The organism is Sinomonas terricola (assembly GCF_034931225.1).
In the GTDB taxonomy this organism is placed as follows: Bacteria; Actinomycetota; Actinomycetes; order Actinomycetales; family Micrococcaceae; genus Sinomonas; species Sinomonas terricola.
The window spans coordinates 218,924-241,411 of record NZ_JAYGGQ010000004.1 but is presented as its reverse complement, the minus strand read 5'-3'; the positions used below and the strand labels follow the sequence as shown (position 1 = coordinate 241,411).

18 protein-coding genes are annotated in these 22,488 nt (G+C 71.5%); 15 read left to right on the top strand and 3 right to left on the bottom strand.

Features of this window, described 5'->3' with window-relative positions:
• Positions 1-4: 4 nt before the first annotated feature.
• The 13 genes from SPF06_RS08195 to SPF06_RS08135 all read left to right on the top strand — a co-directional run bounded on the left by SPF06_RS08195 (position 5) and on the right by SPF06_RS08135 (position 16,495).
• Positions 5-1,126, top strand: a complete 1,122-nt coding sequence (locus SPF06_RS08195) for an RDD family protein (RefSeq protein ID WP_323278537.1) — start codon at positions 5-7, stop codon at positions 1,124-1,126.
• A gap of 34 nt (positions 1,127-1,160) precedes the next feature.
• Complete coding sequence (locus SPF06_RS08190) at positions 1,161-2,066, top strand: PP2C family protein-serine/threonine phosphatase (RefSeq protein WP_323278536.1); 906 nt, start codon at positions 1,161-1,163, stop codon at positions 2,064-2,066.
• Positions 2,053-3,648 (top strand): FHA domain-containing protein, encoded by a 1,596-nt coding sequence (locus SPF06_RS08185; protein ID WP_323278535.1) that lies wholly within the window; start codon positions 2,053-2,055, stop codon positions 3,646-3,648. Before SPF06_RS08190 ends, SPF06_RS08185 begins: the two co-directional genes overlap by 14 nt.
• Positions 3,645-5,345 carry a serine/threonine-protein kinase gene (locus SPF06_RS08180; RefSeq protein ID WP_323278534.1) on the top strand — a complete coding sequence of 567 codons (1,701 nt, stop codon included), beginning with the start codon at positions 3,645-3,647 and terminating at the stop codon, positions 5,343-5,345. Before SPF06_RS08185 ends, SPF06_RS08180 begins: the two co-directional genes overlap by 4 nt.
• A gap of 56 nt (positions 5,346-5,401) precedes the next feature.
• Positions 5,402-6,208, top strand: coding sequence for a hypothetical protein (locus SPF06_RS08175; RefSeq protein ID WP_323278533.1), 807 nt, complete (start codon positions 5,402-5,404; stop codon positions 6,206-6,208).
• The gene (locus SPF06_RS08170) at positions 6,198-10,691 is read left to right on the top strand and encodes a type VII secretion EssC family protein (RefSeq protein WP_323278532.1); all 4,494 of its coding nucleotides are present in this window, start codon (positions 6,198-6,200) and stop codon (positions 10,689-10,691) included. Before SPF06_RS08175 ends, SPF06_RS08170 begins: the two co-directional genes overlap by 11 nt.
• 83 nt (positions 10,692-10,774) lie before the next feature.
• Positions 10,775-11,056, top strand: coding sequence for a WXG100 family type VII secretion target (locus SPF06_RS08165; protein ID WP_323278531.1), 282 nt, complete (start codon positions 10,775-10,777; stop codon positions 11,054-11,056).
• Positions 11,057-11,176: 120 nt separating this feature from the next.
• Complete coding sequence (locus SPF06_RS08160; RefSeq protein WP_323278530.1) at positions 11,177-11,641, top strand: phage tail protein; 465 nt, start codon at positions 11,177-11,179, stop codon at positions 11,639-11,641.
• A gap of 22 nt (positions 11,642-11,663) precedes the next feature.
• Positions 11,664-12,254 carry a dihydrofolate reductase family protein gene (locus SPF06_RS08155; protein ID WP_323278529.1) on the top strand — a complete coding sequence of 197 codons (591 nt, stop codon included), beginning with the start codon at positions 11,664-11,666 and terminating at the stop codon, positions 12,252-12,254.
• Between the two features lie 51 nt (positions 12,255-12,305).
• The gene (ligA, locus tag SPF06_RS08150) at positions 12,306-14,633 is read left to right on the top strand and encodes an NAD-dependent DNA ligase LigA (RefSeq protein ID WP_428985733.1); all 2,328 of its coding nucleotides are present in this window, start codon (positions 12,306-12,308) and stop codon (positions 14,631-14,633) included.
• Positions 14,630-15,475, top strand: coding sequence for an inositol monophosphatase family protein (locus tag SPF06_RS08145; protein WP_428985729.1), 846 nt, complete (start codon positions 14,630-14,632; stop codon positions 15,473-15,475). Before ligA ends, SPF06_RS08145 begins: the two co-directional genes overlap by 4 nt.
• Positions 15,472-15,972 (top strand): GNAT family N-acetyltransferase, encoded by a 501-nt coding sequence (locus SPF06_RS08140; RefSeq protein WP_323278526.1) that lies wholly within the window; start codon positions 15,472-15,474, stop codon positions 15,970-15,972. Before SPF06_RS08145 ends, SPF06_RS08140 begins: the two co-directional genes overlap by 4 nt.
• Positions 15,973-16,036: 64 nt before the next feature.
• Positions 16,037-16,495, top strand: a complete 459-nt coding sequence (locus SPF06_RS08135; protein ID WP_323278525.1) for an SRPBCC family protein — start codon at positions 16,037-16,039, stop codon at positions 16,493-16,495.
• Between the two features lie 14 nt (positions 16,496-16,509).
• Here SPF06_RS08135 and SPF06_RS08130 read toward each other — a convergent pair whose 3' ends face one another.
• Together SPF06_RS08130 and SPF06_RS08125 are read right to left on the bottom strand one after the other, a co-directional pair.
• The gene (locus SPF06_RS08130; protein WP_323278524.1) at positions 16,510-17,169 is read right to left on the bottom strand and encodes a response regulator; all 660 of its coding nucleotides are present in this window, start codon (positions 17,167-17,169) and stop codon (positions 16,510-16,512) included.
• Complete coding sequence (locus SPF06_RS08125; protein ID WP_323278523.1) at positions 17,166-19,061, bottom strand: sensor histidine kinase; 1,896 nt, start codon at positions 19,059-19,061, stop codon at positions 17,166-17,168. Before SPF06_RS08125 ends, SPF06_RS08130 begins: the two co-directional genes overlap by 4 nt.
• A gap of 154 nt (positions 19,062-19,215) precedes the next feature.
• Here SPF06_RS08125 and SPF06_RS08120 point away from each other — a divergent pair, with 154 nt between their 5' ends.
• The gene (locus SPF06_RS08120; RefSeq protein WP_323278522.1) at positions 19,216-20,646 is read left to right on the top strand and encodes a CitMHS family transporter; all 1,431 of its coding nucleotides are present in this window, start codon (positions 19,216-19,218) and stop codon (positions 20,644-20,646) included.
• A 118-nt stretch (positions 20,647-20,764) separates the two neighbouring features.
• Here the strand turns inward: SPF06_RS08120 and SPF06_RS08115 are convergent, their stop codons facing one another.
• The gene (locus SPF06_RS08115) at positions 20,765-21,913 is read right to left on the bottom strand and encodes a Fic family protein (RefSeq protein ID WP_323278521.1); all 1,149 of its coding nucleotides are present in this window, start codon (positions 21,911-21,913) and stop codon (positions 20,765-20,767) included.
• 273 nt (positions 21,914-22,186) lie between these two features.
• Here SPF06_RS08115 and gatC point away from each other — a divergent pair, with 273 nt between their 5' ends.
• Positions 22,187-22,483 (top strand): Asp-tRNA(Asn)/Glu-tRNA(Gln) amidotransferase subunit GatC, encoded by a 297-nt coding sequence (gene gatC / locus SPF06_RS08110; RefSeq protein WP_323278520.1) that lies wholly within the window; start codon positions 22,187-22,189, stop codon positions 22,481-22,483.
• Positions 22,484-22,488: the final 5 nt, after the last annotated feature.

The window sequence follows — 22,488 nt, the reverse complement described above, 5'->3', positions numbered from 1 at the left end:
GACCATGGCTCAACTTCAGCTGGTCGACGCGTCGACGGGCAAGCGGGCGGTCGCGAAGCTCGTCGACCTCGCGATCCTCACGGCCGTCGAGCTCGTGCCGTTCGGCTTTGGAGCCGCATCGCTCGGGAGCCTCTCGGGCAGCCGCTACCCGACGGCGTCCGACGAGGCCGCGCTGCTCGCCGCGTTCATCTGGTTCGCCCTCGCGGTCGCTCTCGGGCTCGCGGTCGGCATCGTCCTGTGGGGCTGGGAGGCCCGCACGGGCTCGACCCCGGGCAATTCGCTCGTCGGGATCCGGACGGCCAACCTTGAGGGGCGCGCCCCCGGGTGGGGCGCCGTGTTCATCCGCTGCCTCGTGTTCGGCCTCGTGTGCCTCATCCCCGTCGCGGGGCTCGTGCTCGCGCTCATCTCGAATCTCTTCGACGCGAACGGCCAGCGCCAGGGCTGGCACGACAAGGCCGCACGCACGCTCGCCTTCGACGTCAGGGCGGGCCGGAACCCCGTGACGACCGGCGGCATCGAGGGCCCCGAGGCCTTCGCCCCGCCCGAGGCGCTCCCGCCTGTGCGGCCGGTCGCGTCGCCGGTGGCCGCGCCGCCCGCCGCGGCGCCGCTCGTGGCCCCCGCCCCCGCGGCCCATGCGCTTGCTGTGCCAGCTCCGCCGCAGGCTTTCGCGCCGGCACCCACGCCGCGTGCGCCGTCGTCGTTCGCCGCCCCCGCGGCCCACGGCTCCGCGTACGACGACGAGCTCGACGCAACGCGGCTCGCGCGCCCGGGCGGGCGGGGCGGCGACATCGTCCTGAGCTTCAGCGACGGGCGACGCCTCACGCTGCGGGGCCCGGTGCTCGTGGGGCGCAACCCCGCGGCCTACGACGGCGAGACGTTCCAGCAGCTCGTGAGCATCGACGACCCGGGCCGCTCGGTGTCGAAGACCCATCTCACCGTGTGGGCCGAACATGGACGAGTATGGGTGCAGGACCGGAAATCGACGAATGGCACGACGGTCGTCCGGGAAGACGGCTCGGCGTCCGACCTCGAGCCCTCGCTCCCGCTCGAGGTCGCGGCCGGGGACGTCGTGCACTTCGGCGACTGTTTTTTCTCAGTTGGAATCTCACGCGAGGCCCGCGCATGACGCCCCGCATCGGAATCTCACGGGAGGCCCGCGCATGACCGCTACCGAAGAGCCCGCGACCCGGGCGCCGCGTCCCGCCCTGCGGCTCGAGGTGGGCCACGGCACGGATCGTGGGCTGCGCCGCGAGCTCAATGAGGACTCGTACCTCGCCACGGACCCCGTGTTCATGGTCGCGGACGGCATGGGCGGGCATGAGGCGGGCGAGGTCGCGAGCCAGCTGTGCGTGCAGACCCTGCGGACGTCGCCGTCGCTCGCGCGCGGGACGCACCGCGCGACGGCGGCGACCGTGCAGGACACGATCCGGCGCGCGGACTGGCGAATCCGGCAGGCCACGGGCGCCCGCGCGGGAACCACGCTCTCGGGCGCCGTCCTCATCGAGATCTCGGCGGTGCCGTACTGGCTCGTGGCCAACGTCGGCGACTCGCGCACGTACCGGATGAACGGCGGCGACTTCGAGCAGATCAGCGTCGATCACTCCGAGGTCCGCGAGCTCATCGACCTCGGCGAGATCACGCCGGAGGAAGCGCTCGTCCATCCCCGCCGCCATGTCGTGACGAGGGCGCTCGGCACGGGCGACGACGCCGAGGCCGACTTCTGGCTCCTTCCCGTCGCCGACGGCGACCGCCTCCTCGTGTGCTCCGACGGCCTCACGAGCGAGCTGCGCGACCCCGAGATCGCGCGGATCCTCAACGGGTACCCCCACGCCCAGGACGCCGTGGACGCGCTCATCGACGCGGCCGTCCGCTCGGGCGGGCGGGACAACGTCACGGTCATCGTCGTCGACGTGCGGACGACGACGGCGGAATCCGGCGCCGTGCCCGCCCCGCGCGGTGCGGGCGCCGTCGAGACACTCGACCGCGAGCGCACGTCGGCTGCGCGTGAGGACGGTGACGGCTCGAGGCCCCCGGGAGAGACGGACGACGACGATGCACAGCGCTGAGCACGAGAGCGGCTACATACCGGGCGAGGGATGGACGGCGGCCGTGCGCGGCCGGATTGCCGTGCTCGTTCCGTCGTCAGCGGCCGGCGCCCTCGTGTCCCAGCTCTGGGGTCCGCTCGGCCCCGATGCGGACCTCTACGCCGTGCTTGGCGTCCTCACCCGCGAGCATGGCCTCGGGGACCTGCCGCCGTTCGGCATTCTCGAGCGCGGCGAGCGGCTGCGGCTCGTCGTGCGCGGCGCGGTCAGCGCGCGCGTGACGACGGCGCGCGGCACCGAGGAGGTCAGCGGAGCCGACGTCGGGACGTGGGCCGAGCGCGCCGTCGACGCGTGGAGCGGCGCGCAGCTCGAGGCCGTCGGGCCGAGGACGCCGCCCGTCGGGGCGTCAGCGGACCGATACCCCCTCGCGGACGGCGCCGCCCGCGCCGTCGCCGTGTTCGTCGGGGCCGCGGTTCGGACGCGGGGGCCTGACGCGGCCGAGCCTCCGCGCGCTGAAGCCCCGGGCGCTGCCGCCAGTGCGGACACCGAGCTGGGCGAGACGCTCACGCCGTTCGAGACCGAGGCCGCGGTCGGCGAAGCCGCGGAGTCGTCCGCGCCGCCGGTCGGCGGGCCGCGCACGCCCGAGCCGTCAGCACCCGAGGCGACCACGGGGACGACCGCCGGCTACGACCACCTGTGGGAGCAGACGGTCGTCCGCCGCGTCGAGGACGCCGCGATGAGGCCCTCGGTCGAGGAACCCGCCGCTGCGACGACAGCACCCGAAGCCGAAGCGCCCGAAGCCGAAGCGCCTGCGGGCGCGCCACGGCGCGACACACAGCCCGACCACGCGCTGCGTCCGCCCAGCGAACCGCGTCTGTCAAATCAGCCACGCGCGTCCAACCAGCCGCCCCCGCTCATCCAATCGGTCCCGTGGTCGTCGGGCGCGTCCGAGCAGCGCCGCTCGATCACCTCGGAGCTCTTTGGGGACCACGACGGCGAGACGATCGTTCGGAGCGAGCTCGATGCGGCCCCCGCGCCCGAGCAGGGAACCGGCCCTTCTCCCGAATCCGGCGTGGCCCCAGCCCCCGGCCCAGGGCCCGGGCCGAGCCCGCCAGGGCGAACCGCCCCCGGGGAACCCCGGGCCGACGCCCCGCTCGTCCTCGGCCGCGCGTGCCCCTCGAAGCATGCGAATCCGCCCACGAACGCCCAGTGCCGCGTGTGCGGCGTGCCGCTCTCGGGCGAGGCACGCCAGCTTCCGCGTCCCCCGCTCGGGCGGGTGCGCTTCGCGGACGGCGACGTCGTCGAGCTCGTCGAGCCCCTCGTCGTCGGCCGCCAGCCATCGGTCTCGCGCGTCCCCAGCGGGGCGATTCCGCGGCTCGTGACGGTCGAGAGCCCGTCCGGGGACATCTCCCGCAACCACCTCGAGGTCCGGCTCGAGGGCTGGCACGTCATGGTCCGCGACCTCAAGGCCACGAACGGCACGGTCATCGAACGCGAAGGCCAGCCTGCCCGCCGGCTCGGCCAGGGCGAGATGGCGATCGTCCTCGACGGCGATGTCGCGGACCTCGGCGACGGCGTGACCCTCACGTTCGAGGACGTGCCGTGAGCTCGAAGCGCCCGCCGGCCCCGCCCCCCGACCTCGGGGGCTACCGCTACCTGAGCCTCCTCGGCTCCGGCGGCTTCTCCGACGTGTACCTGTACGAGCAGGACCGCCCACGCCGGAAGGTCGCGGTCAAGGTCCTCGTCTCGGATCTCCGCACGGAGTCGGCGCGCCGCCAGTTCGAGACCGAGGCCAACCTCATGGCCCAGCTCTCCTCGCACCCGTACATCGTGACGATCTACGAGGCCCAGACCACCGAGACCGGGCATTCGTACCTCGCGATGGAGTACTGCTCGCGGCCAAGCCTCGACATCCGCTACCGGCGCGAGCGGCTGAGCGTCGACGAGGTCCTCGCGATCGGCGTCCAAGTCGCGTCCGCGGTCGAGACTGCGCACCGGGCGGGGATCGCGCACCGGGACATCAAGCCCGCGAACATCCTGACCACCGATTACAACCGCCCGGCGCTCACCGACTTCGGAATCTCGGGGACGGTCGAGGGCGGTGCCGACGACGATCTCGGCATGTCGATCCCGTGGTCGCCGCCCGAGTCGTTCCGCGGCGGCCCGGTCGACGGCGTGCGGCTCGACGTGTGGGCCCTCGGCGCGACCCTGTACACCCTCATCGCTGGCCGGTCGCCCTTCGCTGCGTCCGACGGCGACAACTCCCAGCGTTCGCTCATCTCGCGCATCAGCACGCAGCCCGTTCCGCGGACTGGCCGCGCCGACGTTCCCGAGTCGCTCGAGCTCGTCCTCGCGACGGCCATGGCGAAGGCCCCCGAGGCGCGCTACTCCTCCGCGCACACGTTCGCGCTCGCGCTCCAGCGGATCCAGAGCGAGCTGGGGCTCTCCGTGACACCTTTCGAGGTGCTCGCCGAGCCCGCGTACGACGACAGACCGGACGACGGCGTCGAGGCCACCCGCGTGCGGGGCATCGTCGCGATCAGCCCCGAGGGCCCGACATCGCGCTCGGCAGCTCGGACGAGCCCTCCGCCCCGGCTGGCCGAGAGTTCGACGGCGCACGGCTCGCGCGGGCCCGGTGCCGCGCGCGGGCCTGCAGCGGCGTCTGAATCCGCAGCCGCGCCGCCGGCCCCGATCTTCCCGCCCCGCCGCTCGCCCGACGCGGGCCCCACGAGGCCGCGCAGTGCGGTGCCCGTCCCGTCCCGGCCGGAGGCTGACGAGGCGACGGTCCTGCGCGGCGCGGCCCTCGCCCCCGTCGCGCCCGAGGCTGCCGATCTCGACGCCGCGGCCCACGGTGGCGAGGCCGCACGCTCAAGGCGGCGCCGCGCCGTCGTGCTTGGCTCGATCGGGGGAGCCGTCCTCGTCGGTGCGGTCGTCGCGGGAGGCCTTCTTGCGCCGTCGCTCGCCCAGCGGCCCGCGAACACCCCCTCGCCCGCGGCCACTGGAAAGCCGATCGATGCCTCGGACACCGGCTCCGTCCCCGCCGTCACGAACCTCACGGCGGCGGACGCGGGAGCAAACGTGCGCTTCACGTGGGCCAATCCTGCGCCGCATCCCGGAGATTCGTACCTCGTGACGGTCTTGCGGCTCAACGGCCAGACGGCGCCGTCCGTCGTGACGGCGACCGAGACGACCCTGCCCAAGGCCGCGTCGGGGCAGACGTGCGTGCGCGTCGTGATCCGGCGAAGCGACGGCGCCGTCGGCGTGATGGATGAGAGCGCACCGAGCGCATGCTTCCCGCGCTAGCGCGCGGGCCGCAGAGGGACGGGAGGAGAGAGTCATCGAGAGAAGGGGGAGGACGCATGGAGGCCAGTGAGACCGCGGGCGCCGCGGACCTCGTGGTGGAGTTCTGCGGCGAGCTGTATCGCCCCGACGCGGACGGAGTGTTCGGGATCGGGCGCGAGGGCGACCTCGAAATCGACGAGAACCCCTACCTGCACCGGCGCTTCCTCGAGATCTCGCGCTCGGAGGGCATCTGGTGGCTCACGAACGTGGGCTCGCTCATCTCGGCCACGGTCGCGGACGTGAGTGGGGGCCTTCAGGCCTGGGTCGTTCCGGGGGCCAGGATCCCTCTCGTGTTCGACCACACGAACGTGATCTTCACGGCGGGCGCGACGACCTACGAATTCGCGGTGCATGTGCGCACGCCGTCGTTCGTGCGCCGCCAGAACCCGGACGAAGCCGACGTCTCGGGGGAGACCACGATCGGTCCGATTGTCTTCACGGACTCGCAGAAGGCCCTCATCGTGGCGCTCGCCGAGCCCATGCTGCGCCGCGACGGGACGGGCCTGAGCGCCATCCCGACGTCGGCCGCGGCCGCGCGGCGCCTCGGCTGGCCGCTCACGAAGTTCAACCGGAAGCTCGACAACGTGTGCGACAGGCTCGACCGCGTCGGCGTCGCGGGCCTCCGCGGGGGCAGCGGGCGGCTAGCGACCAACCGCCGCGCGCGGCTCGTCGAGCACGCCGTGAGCTCGCATCTCGTCACGGCCGACGATCTCGAGCTGCTCGAGCGCGAGGCCCGCGCGAGCGCGCGGGCCGGCTCGGGCCCGCGCGGTGCGGGCGACGACGACGGCGCGGAGCCGGAGGAGGGCTCGGCCCATGCGGGTTAGGCTCACACTCCGGCGCGGCCCGGAGGCGCCCGCGGATCTCGCCGTCACGGTGGACGGGCTCGCGACCGTCGCCGACGTCGCCCGCGAGCTGACCCTCGCGGACCCCCGCCGGCCGGCCGGGACGACGTCGGGCGCGGCCGGCGAGGGCCTCACCCTGCGGGTAGAGGAATCCGTGCTCGCGGGCGGCATGACGGGCCGGGTCCTCGACCCCGACGCGATGCTGCTCGAGTCCGGGCTCCGCCAGGGCTCGACCGTCTCGGTCGTGCCCGTCGCGCGGGACTTCGCCACGGCGGGCCACGCCCCCGACCGCGGGCCGGCCGCCGCGACCCTGCGCGTCGTCGCGGGGCCGGACACGGGGCGCGAGTTCTCGCTGCCCGCGGGGAGCAGCCTCGTGGGGCGCGGTGCCGACGTCGACGTGCCGATCAGCGACCCCATGGCGTCGAAGCGCCACGCGCGGATCACGGTCGGCGAGACGATCGAGATCGCGGACCTCAACTCGTCCAACGGCCTCGTCGTCGACGGCCACACGGTGAGCCGCGCCGTCCTCGGCCCGAGCGACCTCGTGACCCTCGGCGAGACGACCGTCTCCGTCGTCGGCCTCGGGCACGATTCCGCGCGCGGCCAGTCGACGCCGCTCGTGCCGTTCAACCGCTCGCCGCGCGTCGTCCCGCGTTTCCCGGCCACACGCCGCGAGCTTCCCGAGGGCCCGCAGCGGCCGCGGTTCCAGCCGTTCCCCGTGGCCATGGTGGTCCTCCCGCTCATCCTCGGCGGGGTCATGGCCATGGTCCTCCAGAACCTCCTCACGGCCGTGTTCATCGTGCTCATGCCCCTCCTCGCGGTCGGCATGTGGATGGAGACGCGCCGCCAGGTAAAGGCCGAGCTCAAGGAGGAGACGGAGCTCTTCGAGGGGCGCCTGGCCGAGTTCGAGCGCCAGATGGCCGCGCTCCGGGAGACCGAGCGCGAGGTGCGGCTCGCCGAGGCCCCGTCCGTCGCCGAGACGGTCGAGTCGATCTACCGACTCGGCCCGCTCCTGTGGACGCACGCGCCCGAGAACCCGGGGTTCCTCTCGGTCCGCCTCGGCCTCGGCACGGCGCCGTCGCGCATCCAGGTCCAGGCGCCTCCCTCGGGCCAGACGCTCCCCGAGTTCACGCGCCGGCTCGACGAGGCGGCCCGCGGGTACGCGACGATCGACGCCGTCCCCGTGACCGCGAACCTCCGCCAGGGCGGTGCCCTCGGCATCGCGGGCCCGCGCGGCCTCGTCGAGGACGTCGCGCGCGGCATCCTGCTCCAGCTCGCGGGGCTGCACTCCCCGGCGGACGTCACGGTCGCGGCCTTCGCCTCGCACACGTCGAAGGCGCAGTGGGCCTGGCTCCAGTGGCTTCCGCATGTGGGCTCGCCGCATTCGCCGCTCGCGGGCGATCATCTCGCGGCTGGCCCCGCGGCTGGCGCGATGCTCCTCACGCGCCTCGAGGAGCTGCTCTCGGTGCGCGCCACGGCGGCGTCCCAGGGCTCGGGGCGGACCGGCCGCCGCGGTCCCATCGCGGAGGAGGCCGCGGGCCACTCCGAACCGGTGACGCCGACCGTGGTCGTCCTCGTCGAGGACGACGCGCCCGTGGACCGCGGCCGCCTCACGCGCCTCGCCGAGCTCGGCCCCGACGCGGGCATCCACGTCGTGTGGATCGCGGCGAGCGTCACGCGGCTTCCCCAGGCGTGCCGCGACTTCCTCGCGGTCGACGGCGAGCGGGGCGCCACGGGCGGGCAAGTCCGTCTGGGCCGCGAGTCGTACCCCGTGAGCTGCGAGAGCGTCGACGAGGCCCTCGCGGTGCAGCTCGGCCGCATGCTCACGCCGGTCACCGACGTGGGCCGCCCCGTCGACGACGAATCGGACCTGCCGCGCTCCGTCTCCTACGTCACCATCGCGGGACGCGAGCTCGTGGACGACGACGGCGCGGTCGCCGAGCGCTGGCAGCAGAGCAATTCGGTGCGCGCCACGGCGTCCCCGAACCCGAAGGCCAAGGGCACCCTGCGCGCGCTCGTGGGCTCGAAGGGCGTCGAGCAGTTCTTCCTCGACCTCAAGAACGAGGGCCCGCACGCGCTCGTGGGCGGCACGACGGGCGCGGGCAAGTCGGAGTTCCTCCAGTCGTGGGTCATGGGCATGGCCGCCGCCTACAGCCCAGACCGGGTGACGTTCCTGTTCGTCGACTACAAGGGCGGCGCCGCGTTCGCCGACTGCGTGAGCCTCCCGCACTGCGTGGGGCTCGTGACAGACCTCTCGCCCCACCTCGTGCGCCGCGCGCTCGCGTCGCTGCGCGCCGAGCTGCACTACCGGGAGCACCTGTTCAACCGGAAGAAGGCCAAGGACCTCCTTGACATGGAGCGCGCCGCGGACCCCGAGACGCCGCCGTACCTCGTGATCGTGGTCGACGAGTTCGCGGCCCTCGCGAACGAGGTGCCCGAGTTCGTGGACGGCGTCGTGGATGTCGCCGCGCGCGGGCGTTCCCTCGGGCTGCACCTCATCCTCGCGACGCAGCGGCCCGCGGGCGTCATCAAGGACAACCTCAGGGCCAACACGAACCTCCGCGTCGCGCTGCGCATGGCCGACGAGGCGGATTCGGACGACATCCTCGGCGAGAAGACTGCCGCCTACTTCGACCCGGCGATTCCGGGCCGCGGCGCTGCGAAGACGGGGCCGGGGCGGATCCAGACGTTCCAGACCGGCTACGCGGGCGGCTGGACGACCGAGCGGCCCGCGAAGCCGCGCATCGACGTCACCGAGATGGACTTCGGCTCGGCCGCGACGTGGGAGCCGTCCGGGCTGGACACGGGGGAGCCGGGTCCTGAAGGCCCGAACGACATCGCGCGCATGGTCCGGACAATCACCGTCGCGGCGGACCGCGCAGGGATCGGCCTGCCGCGCAAGCCGTGGCTCGCCGAGCTCGCCGATGCGTACGACTTCACGCGCCTTCCGAACCCCCGCACGGACGAGCGCCTCCTGCTCGGGGTGCTCGATGATCCGGCCCACCAGGCCCAGCCGACGTTCTCCTACGAGCCCGACGCCGATGGCAACCTCGCGATCTACGGCACCGGCGGCGCGGGCAAGTCCGCCGCGCTGCGCACGATCGCCGTCTCGTCGGCCGTCACCGTGCGTGGCGGGCCCGTGCATATCTACGGGATCGACGCCGGGTCGCGGGGCCTTCACATGCTCGCCCAGCTTCCGCATGTGGGCGCGATCGTCGACGTCGACGACGCCGAGCGGGTCGGGCGGCTCATGCGCCGCCTCCGCGGGATCGTGGACGAGCGCTCGGAGCAGTACGCGGCAGCCCGCGCGGGCTCGATCGCGGAGTACCGCGCTCTGGCCGGTCAGCCTGACGAACCCCGCATCCTCCTCCTCATCGACGGCATGTCCGCGTTCCGCGATGCGTACGAGTATTCGTCCGAGGGCGCGGCGGTCTTCGAGACCGTGGCCCAGCTCGCGTCCGACGGCCGCGCCGTGGGAGTGCACATCGTCATGACGGGCGAGCGCCCCAACTCGATTCCCGCCTCGATCGCGTCCTCGGTCCAGAAGCGGATCGTCCTGCGCATGGCGGGCGAGGACGACTATCTCATGCTCGGCCAGCCCCGCGACGTCCTGACGCCGCAGTCGCCGCCCGGACGCGCCGTCGTCGGCGGCCTCGAAGTCCAGCTCGCGATCCTCGGCGGCAACGCCAACGTCGCGGTGCAGGGCCGCGAAACGGCCCGGCTCGCGGCTGCGATGCGGCGCCAGGGCGTGCTCGCCGCGCCGGACGTGCAGAATCTCCCCGAGCTCGTGCCGCTCGATTCGCTCGAGCCGTCCCGCGACGGGCGGATCGCCCTCGGACTCGACCACGAGACCCTCGATCCCCTGTACGCGGACCCCGCGGGAGCATTCATGCTCACCGGCCCGCCCGGCTCGGGGCGTACGACGGCGATCGTCACCCTCGCGTCGGCGCTGCGGTCCGCGCGGCCCGGCGTCCGCAGGGTGTACTTCGGCGCGCGGCGGTCCGGGATCGAGCGGCTCGGGGTGTGGGATGCCGCGTACACCGGCGAGGACGCCGTGGGGCAGGCCGCCGAGGAGCTCGCGCTCGACGTCGGCTCGTCCGAGTTCGCGCTCTTCGTCGAGGGGATCACGGAGTTCGACTCGACGCTCGCCGAAAGCGCCATCACGGCCCTCGTCACGGCGATGGCCCGCGAGGGCCTGTGGGTCGTGGGGGAGTCCGAAACGTCGGCGTGGTCTTCGGCGTGGGGCCTGTCCCAGCCGTTCAAGAACGCCCGCCGCGGGCTCCTGCTCAACCCCGAGGAGCACGACGGCGACACGCTCCTGAGCACGTCCCTCGGCCGGATCCGCGGGGTCGCGCCGGTTCCCGGGCGCGGCTACTACATCTCGCGCGGCGGGGCGCGGCGCGTCCAGACCGCCGTGGCCGAGGGGGAGTTGTCCCCATCGACCCCCTCGGGAATGCCGGGCTAGATTCTTGTCAAGACCTCGGACTGCTGGAGGGTCCGGGCCGAAATTCCTCGCAACGCCGGGGACGTTGAGAAAGGAAAGAAATCATGGCAATTCGTCAGGGTGCAAACGTCGCGGAGCTCCGCGGTGTCGCGAAGCAGTTCGACGGCAAGGCCGGTGAGATCGAGAACATCAAGAACCAGCTGAACGCCCTCATCAACAGCAACATCCCGGAGAACTGGGACGGCCAAGACGCCCAGAAGTTCAAGTCGGACTGGGCGGCGCAGGGCTTCAAGTCCCTCACGACCCTCATCCAGCAGCTCCGCGACGCGTCGCGCACCATGAACACCAACGCGGCCGCCCAGGAGCAGGTCTCCTCGGCGCTCTGATCGCGCGGGGCAGGCCACGCCTCTCATCGCGCGTCACCGAACACCCTCGGCCCTTCGGCCGGGGGTGTTCGGCTTGTCGGAGGGAAGCGTGCGTCCGCGACGTGCGGTAGCCTCCTGCCCATGACCTACACCGTGGATTTCGCCGACGTCTCGACCGTCGGACTGGAATCGTCGCCCGTCGCACCGGCGCTCGCCGGCCTGCGGGCGAACGAGGCCCGCTACTTCAAGAACAAGTACGGCCACGACTTCACCGTGGAGCCCGCGGGCGAGGCCCAGGCGACTATCGAATGGGTGCACCGGATCCTCAAGGAGGAGCGCGACCTCGTCATCTCGTCCGTTCCGCTCGAAGCGACGGCGTTCCAGGTCGAGAACATCCGCATGGCGTACGTGTTCTACGAGAACGGCCTGTCCGTCAACGTCATGTACACCGTGGACGACGGTGGGAAGCGTGCGGTCGGATTCAAGCTGTCCGACGGGATGGAGGTCCCCGAGGAGCTGGCCTCGCAGTTCAAGTTCGCGAGGCAGAAGTCGCGGCTCGCGGGGACCATCCGCGGCTCGTACTTCGTCATCAAGAACGAGTACTGACCGGCAGGGCTGGAGGGCGGACGTGCGTATCGTAGCGAGCGAGTTCATGAGCCTGGATGGGGTCGTGCAGGCCCCCGGGGGCCCGCAGGAGGATCCGAGCGGCGGCTTCCGCCACGGCGGATGGTCGCTGCCCTTCTTCGACCCGGAGGCGATGGGCTCCGTCATCGGAGAGATTGCCGAGCGCAGCGAGGCGCTCCTGCAGGGCCGGCGAACGTACCAGGTCTCGTCGGCCGCATGGCCCGAGCGGTCGGGCGACCCGTTCGCCGACTGGATCAACAGCGCCCAGAAATACGTCGTGTCCGATTCGCTCTCGGAGGCGGATCTGACGTGGAATCCCACGACCGTCATCCGCGGCGCGGACCTTCTGGCCACCGTGTCGGAACTGCGCGGCAGGCAGGGCGGGGACGTCTACATCTACGGCAGCCTCTCGGTCGTTCGCGCGCTGCTCGCGGCCGAGCTCATCGACGAGCTCATCCTCATGATCGAACCCGTCACGCTCGGCGGGGGCAAGACGCTCTTTGCGGCCGATGGCGAGATGCGGCGGTTCGAGCTCGTCTCCGCGGCGACGTCGTCGACGGGCGTCCAGATCTGCCGCTACCAGCCCGTTCGGTAGGGCACCTCCGTCGCTCGCGGAACCCTTCTCTTGTCGGAGGGGTAGGGCAAGATAGGACACGTGACCGCAGAACCCGTGACCCCGACTGCAACCCCGTCTGCCAAGCTTCGCGAGGAGTACGAGGCCCTCGCCGAAGAGGTCCGCCGCCACAGGACGCTGTACTACAACGAGGACGCGCCGGTCATCTCGGACGCCGAGTACGACGCACTGTTCCGGCAGCTCGAGGAGTTCGAGGCCCTGCACCCGGAGCTCGTCTCGAACGATTCGCCCACGCAGGAGGTCGGCGGCGAGGCGACGGCGGCCTTCGCCCCGGTCACGCACCTGAGCCGCATGTACAGCCTCGAAGACGTCTTCTCGCTCGACGAGCTCAATGCGTGGATCTCGCGCGCCGAGGCGAGCATCGCCTCGATCGGGAATGGCCGCCCGCCGGTCCGCTGGCTCACGGAGCTCAAGATCGACGGCCTCGCCATCAACCTGCTCTACCGGCGCGGCGAGCTCGTGCGGGCCGCGACGCGCGGCGACGGACGCACGGGTGAAGACGTCACTCACAACGTGTTCACGATCAAGGACATCCCCCGGAGGCTCGCGGGCGAGGGCCACCCCGAGGAGGTCGAGATCCGCGGCGAGGTTTATATCCCGCAGAAGGCCTTCCAGGAGTTCAACGACGCCCTCATCGCGGACGGAAAGGCGCCGCTCGCCAATCCCCGCAATGCCGCGGCGGGTTCGCTGCGGCAGAAGGACCCGGCCGAGACGGCGAAGCGTCCGCTCAGCATGTTCGTGCACGGCGTCGGCGTCCGCGAGGGGATCGCCGCGACGAGCCAGGCCGAGACGTATGCGCTGCTCAAGTCGTGGGGCCTGCCCACGAGCCCGTACTTCGAGGTGCTCGAGAGCTACGAGGGGGTGCTCGCGTACATCGAGAGGTTCCGGGAGCAGCGCCACAGTCTCATCCACGAGATCGACGGCATCGTTATCAAGGTCGACGATTTCGCGACGCAGCGCGCCCTCGGCCACACGAGCCGCGTCCCGCGATGGGCCGTCGCGTTCAAATACCCGCCCGAGGAGGTCCACACGAAGCTCCTCGACATCATGGTCAATGTGGGGCGCACGGGCCGGGTCACCCCGTTCGGCGTCATGGTGCCCGCGAAGGTCGCGGGGTCGACGGTCGAGATGGCCACGCTCCACAACCAGGATGTCGTCAAGGCCAAGGGCGTCAAGATCGGAGACATCGTCGTGCTCCGCAAGGCCGGAGACGTCATCCCGGAGATCGTCGGGCCCGTGCTCGCGCTGAGGGACCAGCAGGTCCCTCCCGTGCGCGACTTCGTCATGCCCACCGAATGCCCATCCTGCGGGACGCCGCTCGCCCCGGCCAAGGAGGGCGACGTCGACATCCGCTGCCCGAACGCCCGCTCGTGCCCGTCCCAGCTGCGTGAGCGCGTCTTCCACCTCGCGGGCCGCGGGGCGTTCGACATCGAGGCGCTCGGCTGGGAGGCGGCCATCGCCCTGACGCAGCCCGCCGCGCCTGAGGTGGCCCCGCTCGAGAACGAGGCCGGAATCTTCGACCTCGCCCCCGAGGACTTGCGCGACGTCATGATCCGCCGCGAGAAGCGCTCGAAGGGAGTCGGCACGGGGGAGTGGGAGCTCGTCCCGTACTTCTGGACGAAGCCGACCGCCAAGACTCCCTCCAAGCCGACCGCCAACACCGAGAAGCTCTTCCGCGAGCTCGAGAAGGCCAAGTCCCAGCCGCTGTGGCGCGTGCTCGTCGCCCTGTCCATCAGGCATGTCGGTCCGACGGCGTCCCGCGCGCTAGCGACCCGCTACGGCTCGATGGACGCCCTGCGTGCGGTCCTCGACGCACCGGATGCGCGCGAGCAGCTCGCCGATGTCGACGGCGTGGGCCCGATCATCGCCGATGCGCTCATCGAGTGGTTCGCCGAGGACTGGCATCGCGAGATAGTGGACCGCTGGAAGGCCGCCGGCGTCAAGATGAGGGACGAGCAGCACGGCTCCACGCCACGGACCCTCGAGGGCCTTACGGTCGTCGTCACCGGATCGCTCGACAGCTTCAGCCGGGACGAGGCGAAGGAGGCGATCATCCTGCGCGGAGGGAAGGCGGCCGGATCGGTCTCCAAGAACACCGACTTCGTGGTCGCGGGGGAGAACGCCGGCTCGAAGCTCGACAAGGCCGAGTCGCTCGGCGTTCCCGTCCTCGACGAGGACGGGTTCCGGAAGCTCCTCGCCGAGGGCCCTGCGGCGTTCGGCGCAGCGGAGGGCGACGGCGCAGGGGAGGGCGACGTCGCCGCGGGGGCAGCCGACGAGCCCAAGGCAGCCGACGGGCCCGAGGCGGCGGCACTCGCGGCCGAGGCGGACGAGGCGCAGTGACCGTGGACGGCTACAGCACCGAATTCCTCGCCGAGCTCCTCGGGACGGCCCGCAGGGCCGCGGCCGCGGGCGCCGCTGTCCTCGCCACGCGCGACGGCGCCCGCCTGGGCCAGGAGACGAAGAGCTCGGGAAGCGACTGGGTCACCGAGTTCGACGTCGCGGCGGAGCTGGCCGTGCGCGAGGTCCTTGGGGCCGAGCGGCCCCATGACATCGTCACGGGCGAGGAGCAGGGCACCACGCGCGCGTCGGAGCCGAGCGGCTTCCGCTGGTCGATCGACCCGCTGGACGGCACGACGAATTTCATCCGCGACATCGTCTACTACGCGACGAGCGTCGCCGTCGCCGATGCGAGCGGCCGCTGGCTCGCCGGCGTCGTCCATGCCCCCGCGCTGCGCCGCGAATACTGGGCCGGACGCGGTTCAGGCGCGTTCCGGAGCGATGACGGCGGTGCGCCGCGCCAGCTCGACGGCCCGGTGCCGGGGCGGGACGCCGCCGGATCCGCGATCATCGCGACGGGCTTCAGCTACGACCCGGCGATCCGCCGCGACCAGGCCCGCTTCCTTCCGCAGCTCATGGACGGGTTCGGGGACATGCGGCGGCTCGGCTCGGCCGCGCTCGACCTGTGCCTGGTCGCCGACGGCACGCACGACGCGTACGGCGAGCGCGGGCTCAACGAGCACGACTTTGCCGCGGGTGCGCTCATCGCCGAGGAGGCGGGCTGCTGGGTCCGGCGGCCCCAGCTCACGAGCCCTCTCGACGGCGGCCCGAGCGACGCCGAGCGCCTCGCCTCGTGGACGTGCGCGGGCGGCATCGAGTTCTCGGGGCGGTTCCCGCTCCTATGACGGCGCTCCTCACGATCCGGGACGCGCTCGAGAGCGACTACCCGGAGATCGCCCGCATCACGCGCGAGGCCTATCTCGGGGCCGGGTATTTCGAGAGCCACGAGCATCCTTACCTGCGGCAGGTCTCCGACGTCGCCTATCGCGCGGCCCGCGGCACAGTCCTCGTCGCCGAGCGGGACGGCCGCATCATCGGCTCGGTCACGGTCATGGCGCACGGCGACGGATTCGAGCAGGTGGCTCGCGAGGGCGAATACGAGTTCCGCCTCCTTGTCGTCGACCCCACGGTCCAGCGCTCGGGCGCAGGCAGCGCGCTCGTGGCCGAAGTCGAGGCGAGGGCCAGACGCGCGGGGGCGGGCGCCGTCGTCCTCACAACTGGCAAGGACTGGGAGGGCCCCAATGCCCTCTACCCGCGCCTCGGCTACGAGCGCGCGCCAGAACGGGACTGGCCGATCCCGGGAACCGATATCTGGCTCCCGGTCTACCGGAAGGTGCTCTGACTGTCACACTTGCCGCCCGAATGGGGTCACTCTTGTATCAGAGCGACCCAAAGGAGGGGTTGACATGGCACCGATCATCTCGACCATCGATATCGGGCGTCCTCCGGAGGAGGTGTTCGCGTATACAACCGACCCGTCGCGGTTCCCCGAGTGGCAGTTCGACGTCGTGAGCGTGCGCTTCGACGATGCGGATCCGCGGGGCGTGGGCTCCCGGTTCATGACGACCCGCCGGGTGGGCCGCATGCAGCGGACGACGACGCAGGAGATCACCCGCATCGACGCCCCCAGAAAATGGGCCGCGCGCACCGTCGGCGGGCCATTCTGCCTGCTGGCGGAGGTCACCGTCGAGCCGATCGGCGACGGCCAGCGCTCGCGGGTCACGCTGTCCCTCGACTTCACGGGTCGCGGGCTGGGCAGTCTGCTTGTGCTCGCCATCCGCCGGATGGCGGCGAAGGAGGCCCCCAAGAGCGCCCGGAACCTCAAGGAACGCCTTGAGAGCCGCGGCCGCGGCGCCGCCGCGTAGACCGCAGGCTTGCCTCAGCCGTTGAGCCCGTAGCGGTGCTCGGGCCGCCCCGTCGCGCCGTAGCGGAGCTGGATCTCGACCGAGCCGTCGTCCGCGAGCGCGGAGAGGTACCGCTGAGCCGTGGCCCGGGAGACGCCGACGACGGCGGCCACCTCGGCGGCCGAGAGCAGCTCGCCCGAGGCGAGGGCGTCGAGCACGGCGGCTTCGGTGCCTGAGCGTGCCCGGCTCGGTGCCGCGGCGTCGCGCGCGCCAAGGAGCGCGCGGCGGGCGCGGTCGACGGCGCTCTGATCCAGGGTGCCGGGGTTTGCCAGCAGCCGCCGGAAGCGCGCATAGCCGCGCAGCACGGCCTCGAGGTCTTCCGCCGAAAACGGCTTGAGGAGGTAGCCGAGGGCGCCGCGGCGCAGGGCGGCCCGGAACGATTCGGGTTCCGCGGCGGCCGTGAGCATGAGCGCGTCAACGTCGAGGCCGCGCAGCACGTCGAGGCCGGACATGTCGGGGAGGTACACGTCGAGGAGCACGAGATCGGGCTTGAGCGCGTGGATCGTCTGGAGCGCGAGGGCCGCGGTCCCGACGGGTGTGAGGGCCGCGAACCCCGGCACGGCGTCGACGTACGCGGCGTGGAGTCGCGCGACGTGGAAGTCGTCGTCGACGATGAGCACCCTGTAGTCGTTCACGGGGCCGTCCCTTCCTGCGCGATTCCCCGCGTGTCCTGCGCAATTCCCCGCGTGCGGCCGACGACGCGCGCCCCGAAGACGGCGCCCGGCCCGCCAGCGCGGCCCGGCGAGATGACCCACACGTCGCCGTCGCGCCGTCGTGCGAGCTGGCGGGCAAGCGGGAGGCCGAGCCCGTGCCCCGAGGCCGGCTCGAGGCTCGCGACGCCGCCCGGTGGAGTCTCGGCGCCGGGATCTGGCCACTCGTTCGGCGAAACGTGGCCACTCGTCCCCTCCGGACCCGTGGCCACGTCTCGACCGACGGGTGGCCAGCTCTCGCCGCCCGCGCCCGCTCCAGCGGCGGGGGCCGTCGTGTACCCGGGCTCGAAGATCCGCTCGTGCGGAGCCCCGCCGAGTCCATCTCCCGAATCGGCGACGACGATGTGGAGCGTCGGCCCGTCGTCGAGCAGTTCGACCTCGACCCAGCGCCCTCCGCGCTCGTCCGGGGAGCCGGCGACGGCGGCCCGCACGGCGTTGTCGACGAGGTTGCCGAGAACGGTCGTGACGTCCTGCGGCGCGGGTACGGGCCTGCGCACGAAGGTCTCGGCGCCGAGCCGCAGCTCCACCCCGCGTTCGGCCGCCTCGATGCCCTTGGCCCCGAGGAACGCCTGGAGCGTGGGGTCGCCGAGCAGCTCGGCCTGTTCGAGGGGATAGTCGAGCGGCCCGGACGCTGCGAGTCGCCCCAGGTACTCGCGGGCCTGGTCCGTGTGGCCCATCGCGAGGAGCCCCGCGACGGTGTGGAGCTGGTTGCTGAACTCGTGCCGCTGCGCGCGCAGCGCCTCGGTGAGCGCCCCGACGGCGTCGAGCTGGCGCGTGAGCCGCTGGAGCTCCGTGCGGTCCCTCAGCGTGACGACCCAGCCGAGCTCCTGCTTCCCGTGCACGACACGGCGGGAGCTTGCGACGAGGACCCGCTCTCCGGCGACGAACTCGCGGCCCGCACCGTCGTCGTCGGCCTTTGCCCCCGTGAGGGAACGGAGAGCCGCGGGCACGGGCGCGGCCGCCCAGCCGGCGCCCGTGAAGTCGGGCGCGTTGCCGAGGAGGCGGCGGGCGGCGTCATTCACGACCGTGACCCGGCCCGTGCGGGAGATGCCGATGACGCCCTCGTCGATGCCGCGCAGCACGGCCTCCTGGTCCTGGACGAGCGTGCCGATCTCCTCGGGCTCGAGCCCGAGCGTGAGGTGGGCGAGGCGCCGTCGGAGCGCGAGCGAGGCGAGCGTCCCCGCCGAGAGAGCGAGGGTCGCCGTGCCGGCGATCGCGAGCGCGTCGCCGCCGAGGCCGTCGACGACGCTCGATCGCCCGAAACCCGTGCTCACCTCGCCCACGACGGTGCCCGCAGGCTGGGGTGCGCCGTCGGGCGCGTAGACCGGGACTTTCGCGCCGGCCGAGGGGCCGAGCGTGCCCGTATTGCGCGCCGTCTCCTCGCGGCCCGCGAGGGCGACGTCGGGAGCCGTGCTCACGCGCTCGCCGAGCCGCGCGGGGTCGGGGTGGGCGAGGCGGAGGCCTTCCTCGTCGGTCACGACGACGAAGAGCGCGCCCGTGCGGGCGCGGGCGGCCTCGGCGGCGGCCATGATCGGCCCTGCGGCCAGCTGCCCGGGCGGGGGAGTGCCGTCCTCGGCCGCGATGGCGGCGACTTCGCGGCGAAGGCCCGGATCGGCCGCAACCGCGCGCGCGAGGGTGAGCGCGTTGTCCTCGGCTTCGGACCAGAGCCGCTCGTACGCAAGCCAGAGGTGCGCGCCCGCCGCGAGGACGACGGCGAGGCCCACGGCGCCGAGCTGGAGCAGGAGAATCCGCGTCGAGAAGCGGGGTCCTCGCAGGGCCCGCGGGAAGCGGTGGGCGCGCGCCGTCGTCGTGCTCATCTGCCCATGCTAAGTGTGCGCAGAATGCGCAGAACGTGAAGAATGCGCACTAGTTCGATCAAGCCGGGCAAACCCCGGCCGGGCACCGCTTCGCGACTACGTTCTGTAGCGCGCATCACACCGGAGTGATGCCGTTCACAGAGAGGAGCCAGCGATGCTGGTACTGCTCGGCTTCGCGATGATCGCCGCGTTCATGGTGCTCATCATGACCAAGAAGCTCACCCCGGTGCTCGCACTCATCATCGTGCCCACCATCTTCGGCCTGTTCGCCGGCGCGGGCCTCGGCATCGGGGACATGGTCCTCACCTCGATGAAGTCCATGGCCTCGACGGCCGCGCTGCTCATGTTCGCGATCATCTACTTCGGGCTCATGATCGACGTCGGGCTCTTCGACCCGCTTGTGAGGTTCATCCTCCGCAAGCTCGGCAACGACCCGGCCAAGGTGGTCCTCGGCACCGCGCTGCTCGCGGCCGCCGTCTCCCTCGACGGCGACGGCTCGACGACGTTCATCCTCACGACCGCCGCGATGCTCCCCGTCTACCTGCGGCTCGGCTTGAGCCCCGTCGTGCTCACGTGTGTCGCGGGCCTCGCGAACGGCACCATGAACATCCTCCCGTGGGGCGGGCCGACCGCGCGCGCCGCGGCGGCGCTCAAGATCGACGTCAACGACGTCTTCGTGCCCATGATCCCGTCCCTCCTCGCAGGCCTCGTGCTCGTGTTCCTCTTCGCGTGGCGCCTCGGTCTCCGCGAGCGTCGCCGCCTCGCCGTCGAGCGCCCCGAGGTGTGGGGCCCGGGCGGCTCGGGCTTCACCGGGTTCGGCTCGGGCGGTGCCTCCGGCGGCAGGCGGACGACGCCGGCTGGCGGGCTCGCGCTCGCCGACGCACCCGCCGTCGTGCACACCATCGAGAACGAGTCCATGGCCGGCACCGCCCTCGACCCGACGCGCACGACCCTCCGCCCGAAGCTGTTCTGGTTCAACCTCGCCCTGACCGTCGGCATCATGGTGCTCCTCGTCGCGAACGTGCTGCCCCTGCCCTACGTGTTCATGGTGGGCGCCGCTGTCGCGCTGGTCGTCAATTTCCCGCGGGTCAAGGATCAGGCCGCGCAGCTCGTGGCGCACGCGCCGTCGATCGTTGCCGTCGTCTCGATGGTCATGGCCGCCGCGGTCCTCACGGGCGTGCTCACGGGCAAGATCAACGGGACGACGATCGTGCAGGAGATGTCCTCGTGGCTCGTCTCGATCATCCCTGCTGATGCGGGCCCGTTCATGGCCGTCATCACGGGCATCCTGTCCATCCCCATGACGTTCTTCATGAGCAACGACGCGTTCTACTTCGGCGTCCTGCCGATCCTGTCCGAGACCGCCGGGCACTACGGCGTCGGCGCCGCAGAGATGGCGCGGGCCTCCATCACGGGCCAGCCGTTCCACCTCCAGAGCCCGCTCGTCCCGGCGATTCTCCTGCTCGTCTCCCTCTCGAAGGTCGAGCTCGGCGACCACCACAAGCTCGTCCTGTGGCGCACGGCCGTGATCTCGCTCGTGATGCTCGCGGTGGCGATGCTGATCGGGGTCATCGGGATCGGGTAGCCCGGCTCCGTTTGGCGGCCACCTCCCGCGGGTGTATCTCCGCCCCCGGTTTCGGAATTCTCCTCGCGCTTCGGCGCAGGGCAGATTCCGAAACCGGGGGCGTTTCGATATCGCGGCATTACTCGTCGCGGAGAATCCTCGGCAGGAACCGAATGTCATCAAGCTGCCGGAACACGAGAGGGGTGAGCTCACTCGGCGCGAGCCGGAGTCGGTAGATTCGACCGCCCTCGGTGACAGGTTCGATGAGGCCCCGATCCAGCAAGGTGCGGATTTTCTTGCTTCGCCAAGTACTGCTGCCGGGGTAAGCCGGTTCCAGATCCGCCGACTTCGCCTCGAGCCGCTCCGCGATGATTGCCAAGGCGTGCGCATCGGCCTGATCGAACTGGGCGCTGCGAAGCCCCCGACGGATCGAGGGCAAGAGGACGCCCTGCGTTACGAACTCGCTCTGGCTCAGCCGCCGCATTCGTTCCAGATCGTCAACGAGTCCGTTGAGAACGTACTCGCACCACCTGATGATGGCATCCGGTGCCAGAGAATCAGCATCTTCAAGGCGCTCGTAGTAGAGCGCGCGGTTGGCGCCAAACACGGCTGTTGGGTTGAGTACTCGGTATCCAGAGTCATCGGTGAAGCCCTCACGGCGCATCGCGGCGTAGGTCAGAAGACGGCCCACTCGGCCGTTCCCGTTGCCAAACGGATGGATCCATACGAAGCGGTGGTGCGCGATAGCGATCTTGAGCAATTGGAGACTTCGGTCGACGTCGCGGTTGAGGAACTCAAGCAATTCCGTCATGTCTCCATGGACACTGTTCGGGCCAGGAGGTGCGTGTCGCGACCCGCTGATGGACACGTCTCCAGTCCTATACGATCCCGGTGTTCGATCGCCCTCGCGCTGAAGCCCTTCGACACTGACGCGGTGCAGCTCGCGCACCAAGGCATGGGTGAGCGGCGTTCCTGTGCTGATTGTTTCGTCAACGAAGGCAGTGGCCGCGTGCAGCTGGACGATCTCCTGCACTTGGTCAGACTGCCGCATCCCATCGAGGCGCCGTGAGCGTGCAACTCCCGCGACGGCATCGACGATCGAGGTGCGGTTGCCCTCGATTCGGGCGCTTGTGATCGTCGACATCAGCTGGACCATTGAGCGTAGCTGCTCGAAGAGAGCCGGATGCGTTGTCCCCAGCCCGAGATCTCCACGAACCCTCTCGAGTTCGATGATGGTTTTGGCGAGGGGCGAGTTGAAGGGGAAGTCGGGAAAGCTGATGGGCAGCAAAAATTCTCCAGATTTGCACCAGGGAGGCGGAACATTTTCCATCTTCCCCCGTGCATCCCAGTGTTTGCAAGGAAGTAGGATCAGCGTGTCGGCCAAAGATGTTAACTAGTGCCGAAACAGGATGTTAACCCGGCAGGCCTCGCAAGACACCCGAGTGCCTCTCCGGAGTGTGGCTCGCACGGGAAGGTGTTTCGCGCGAGCCGCCCGCCGCCGTCGCCCGCCTCGCCGCACTAGACTGGACGGCGATACCTATCCACCGCACAGGGGAGACCCATGGCCGAGATCACGCGCGACGACGTTGCGCACCTTGCGCAGCTCGCGCGCATCGAGATGAGCCCAGAGGAACTCGACAAGATGGCGGGCGAGCTCGCCCACATCGTCGACGCCGTCAAGTCGGTGAGCGAGGTCGCGGGGCCCGACGTCCCGGCCACGTCGCACCCGATCGCGCTCAGCAACGTGTTCCGCGAGGACGTCGTGGGTCACGTCCTCACGCCCGAGGCGGCGCTCTCGGGCGCCCCCGACTCCGAAGACGACCGATTCAAGGTCCCGGCCATCCTGGACGAGGAGTGAGCGCC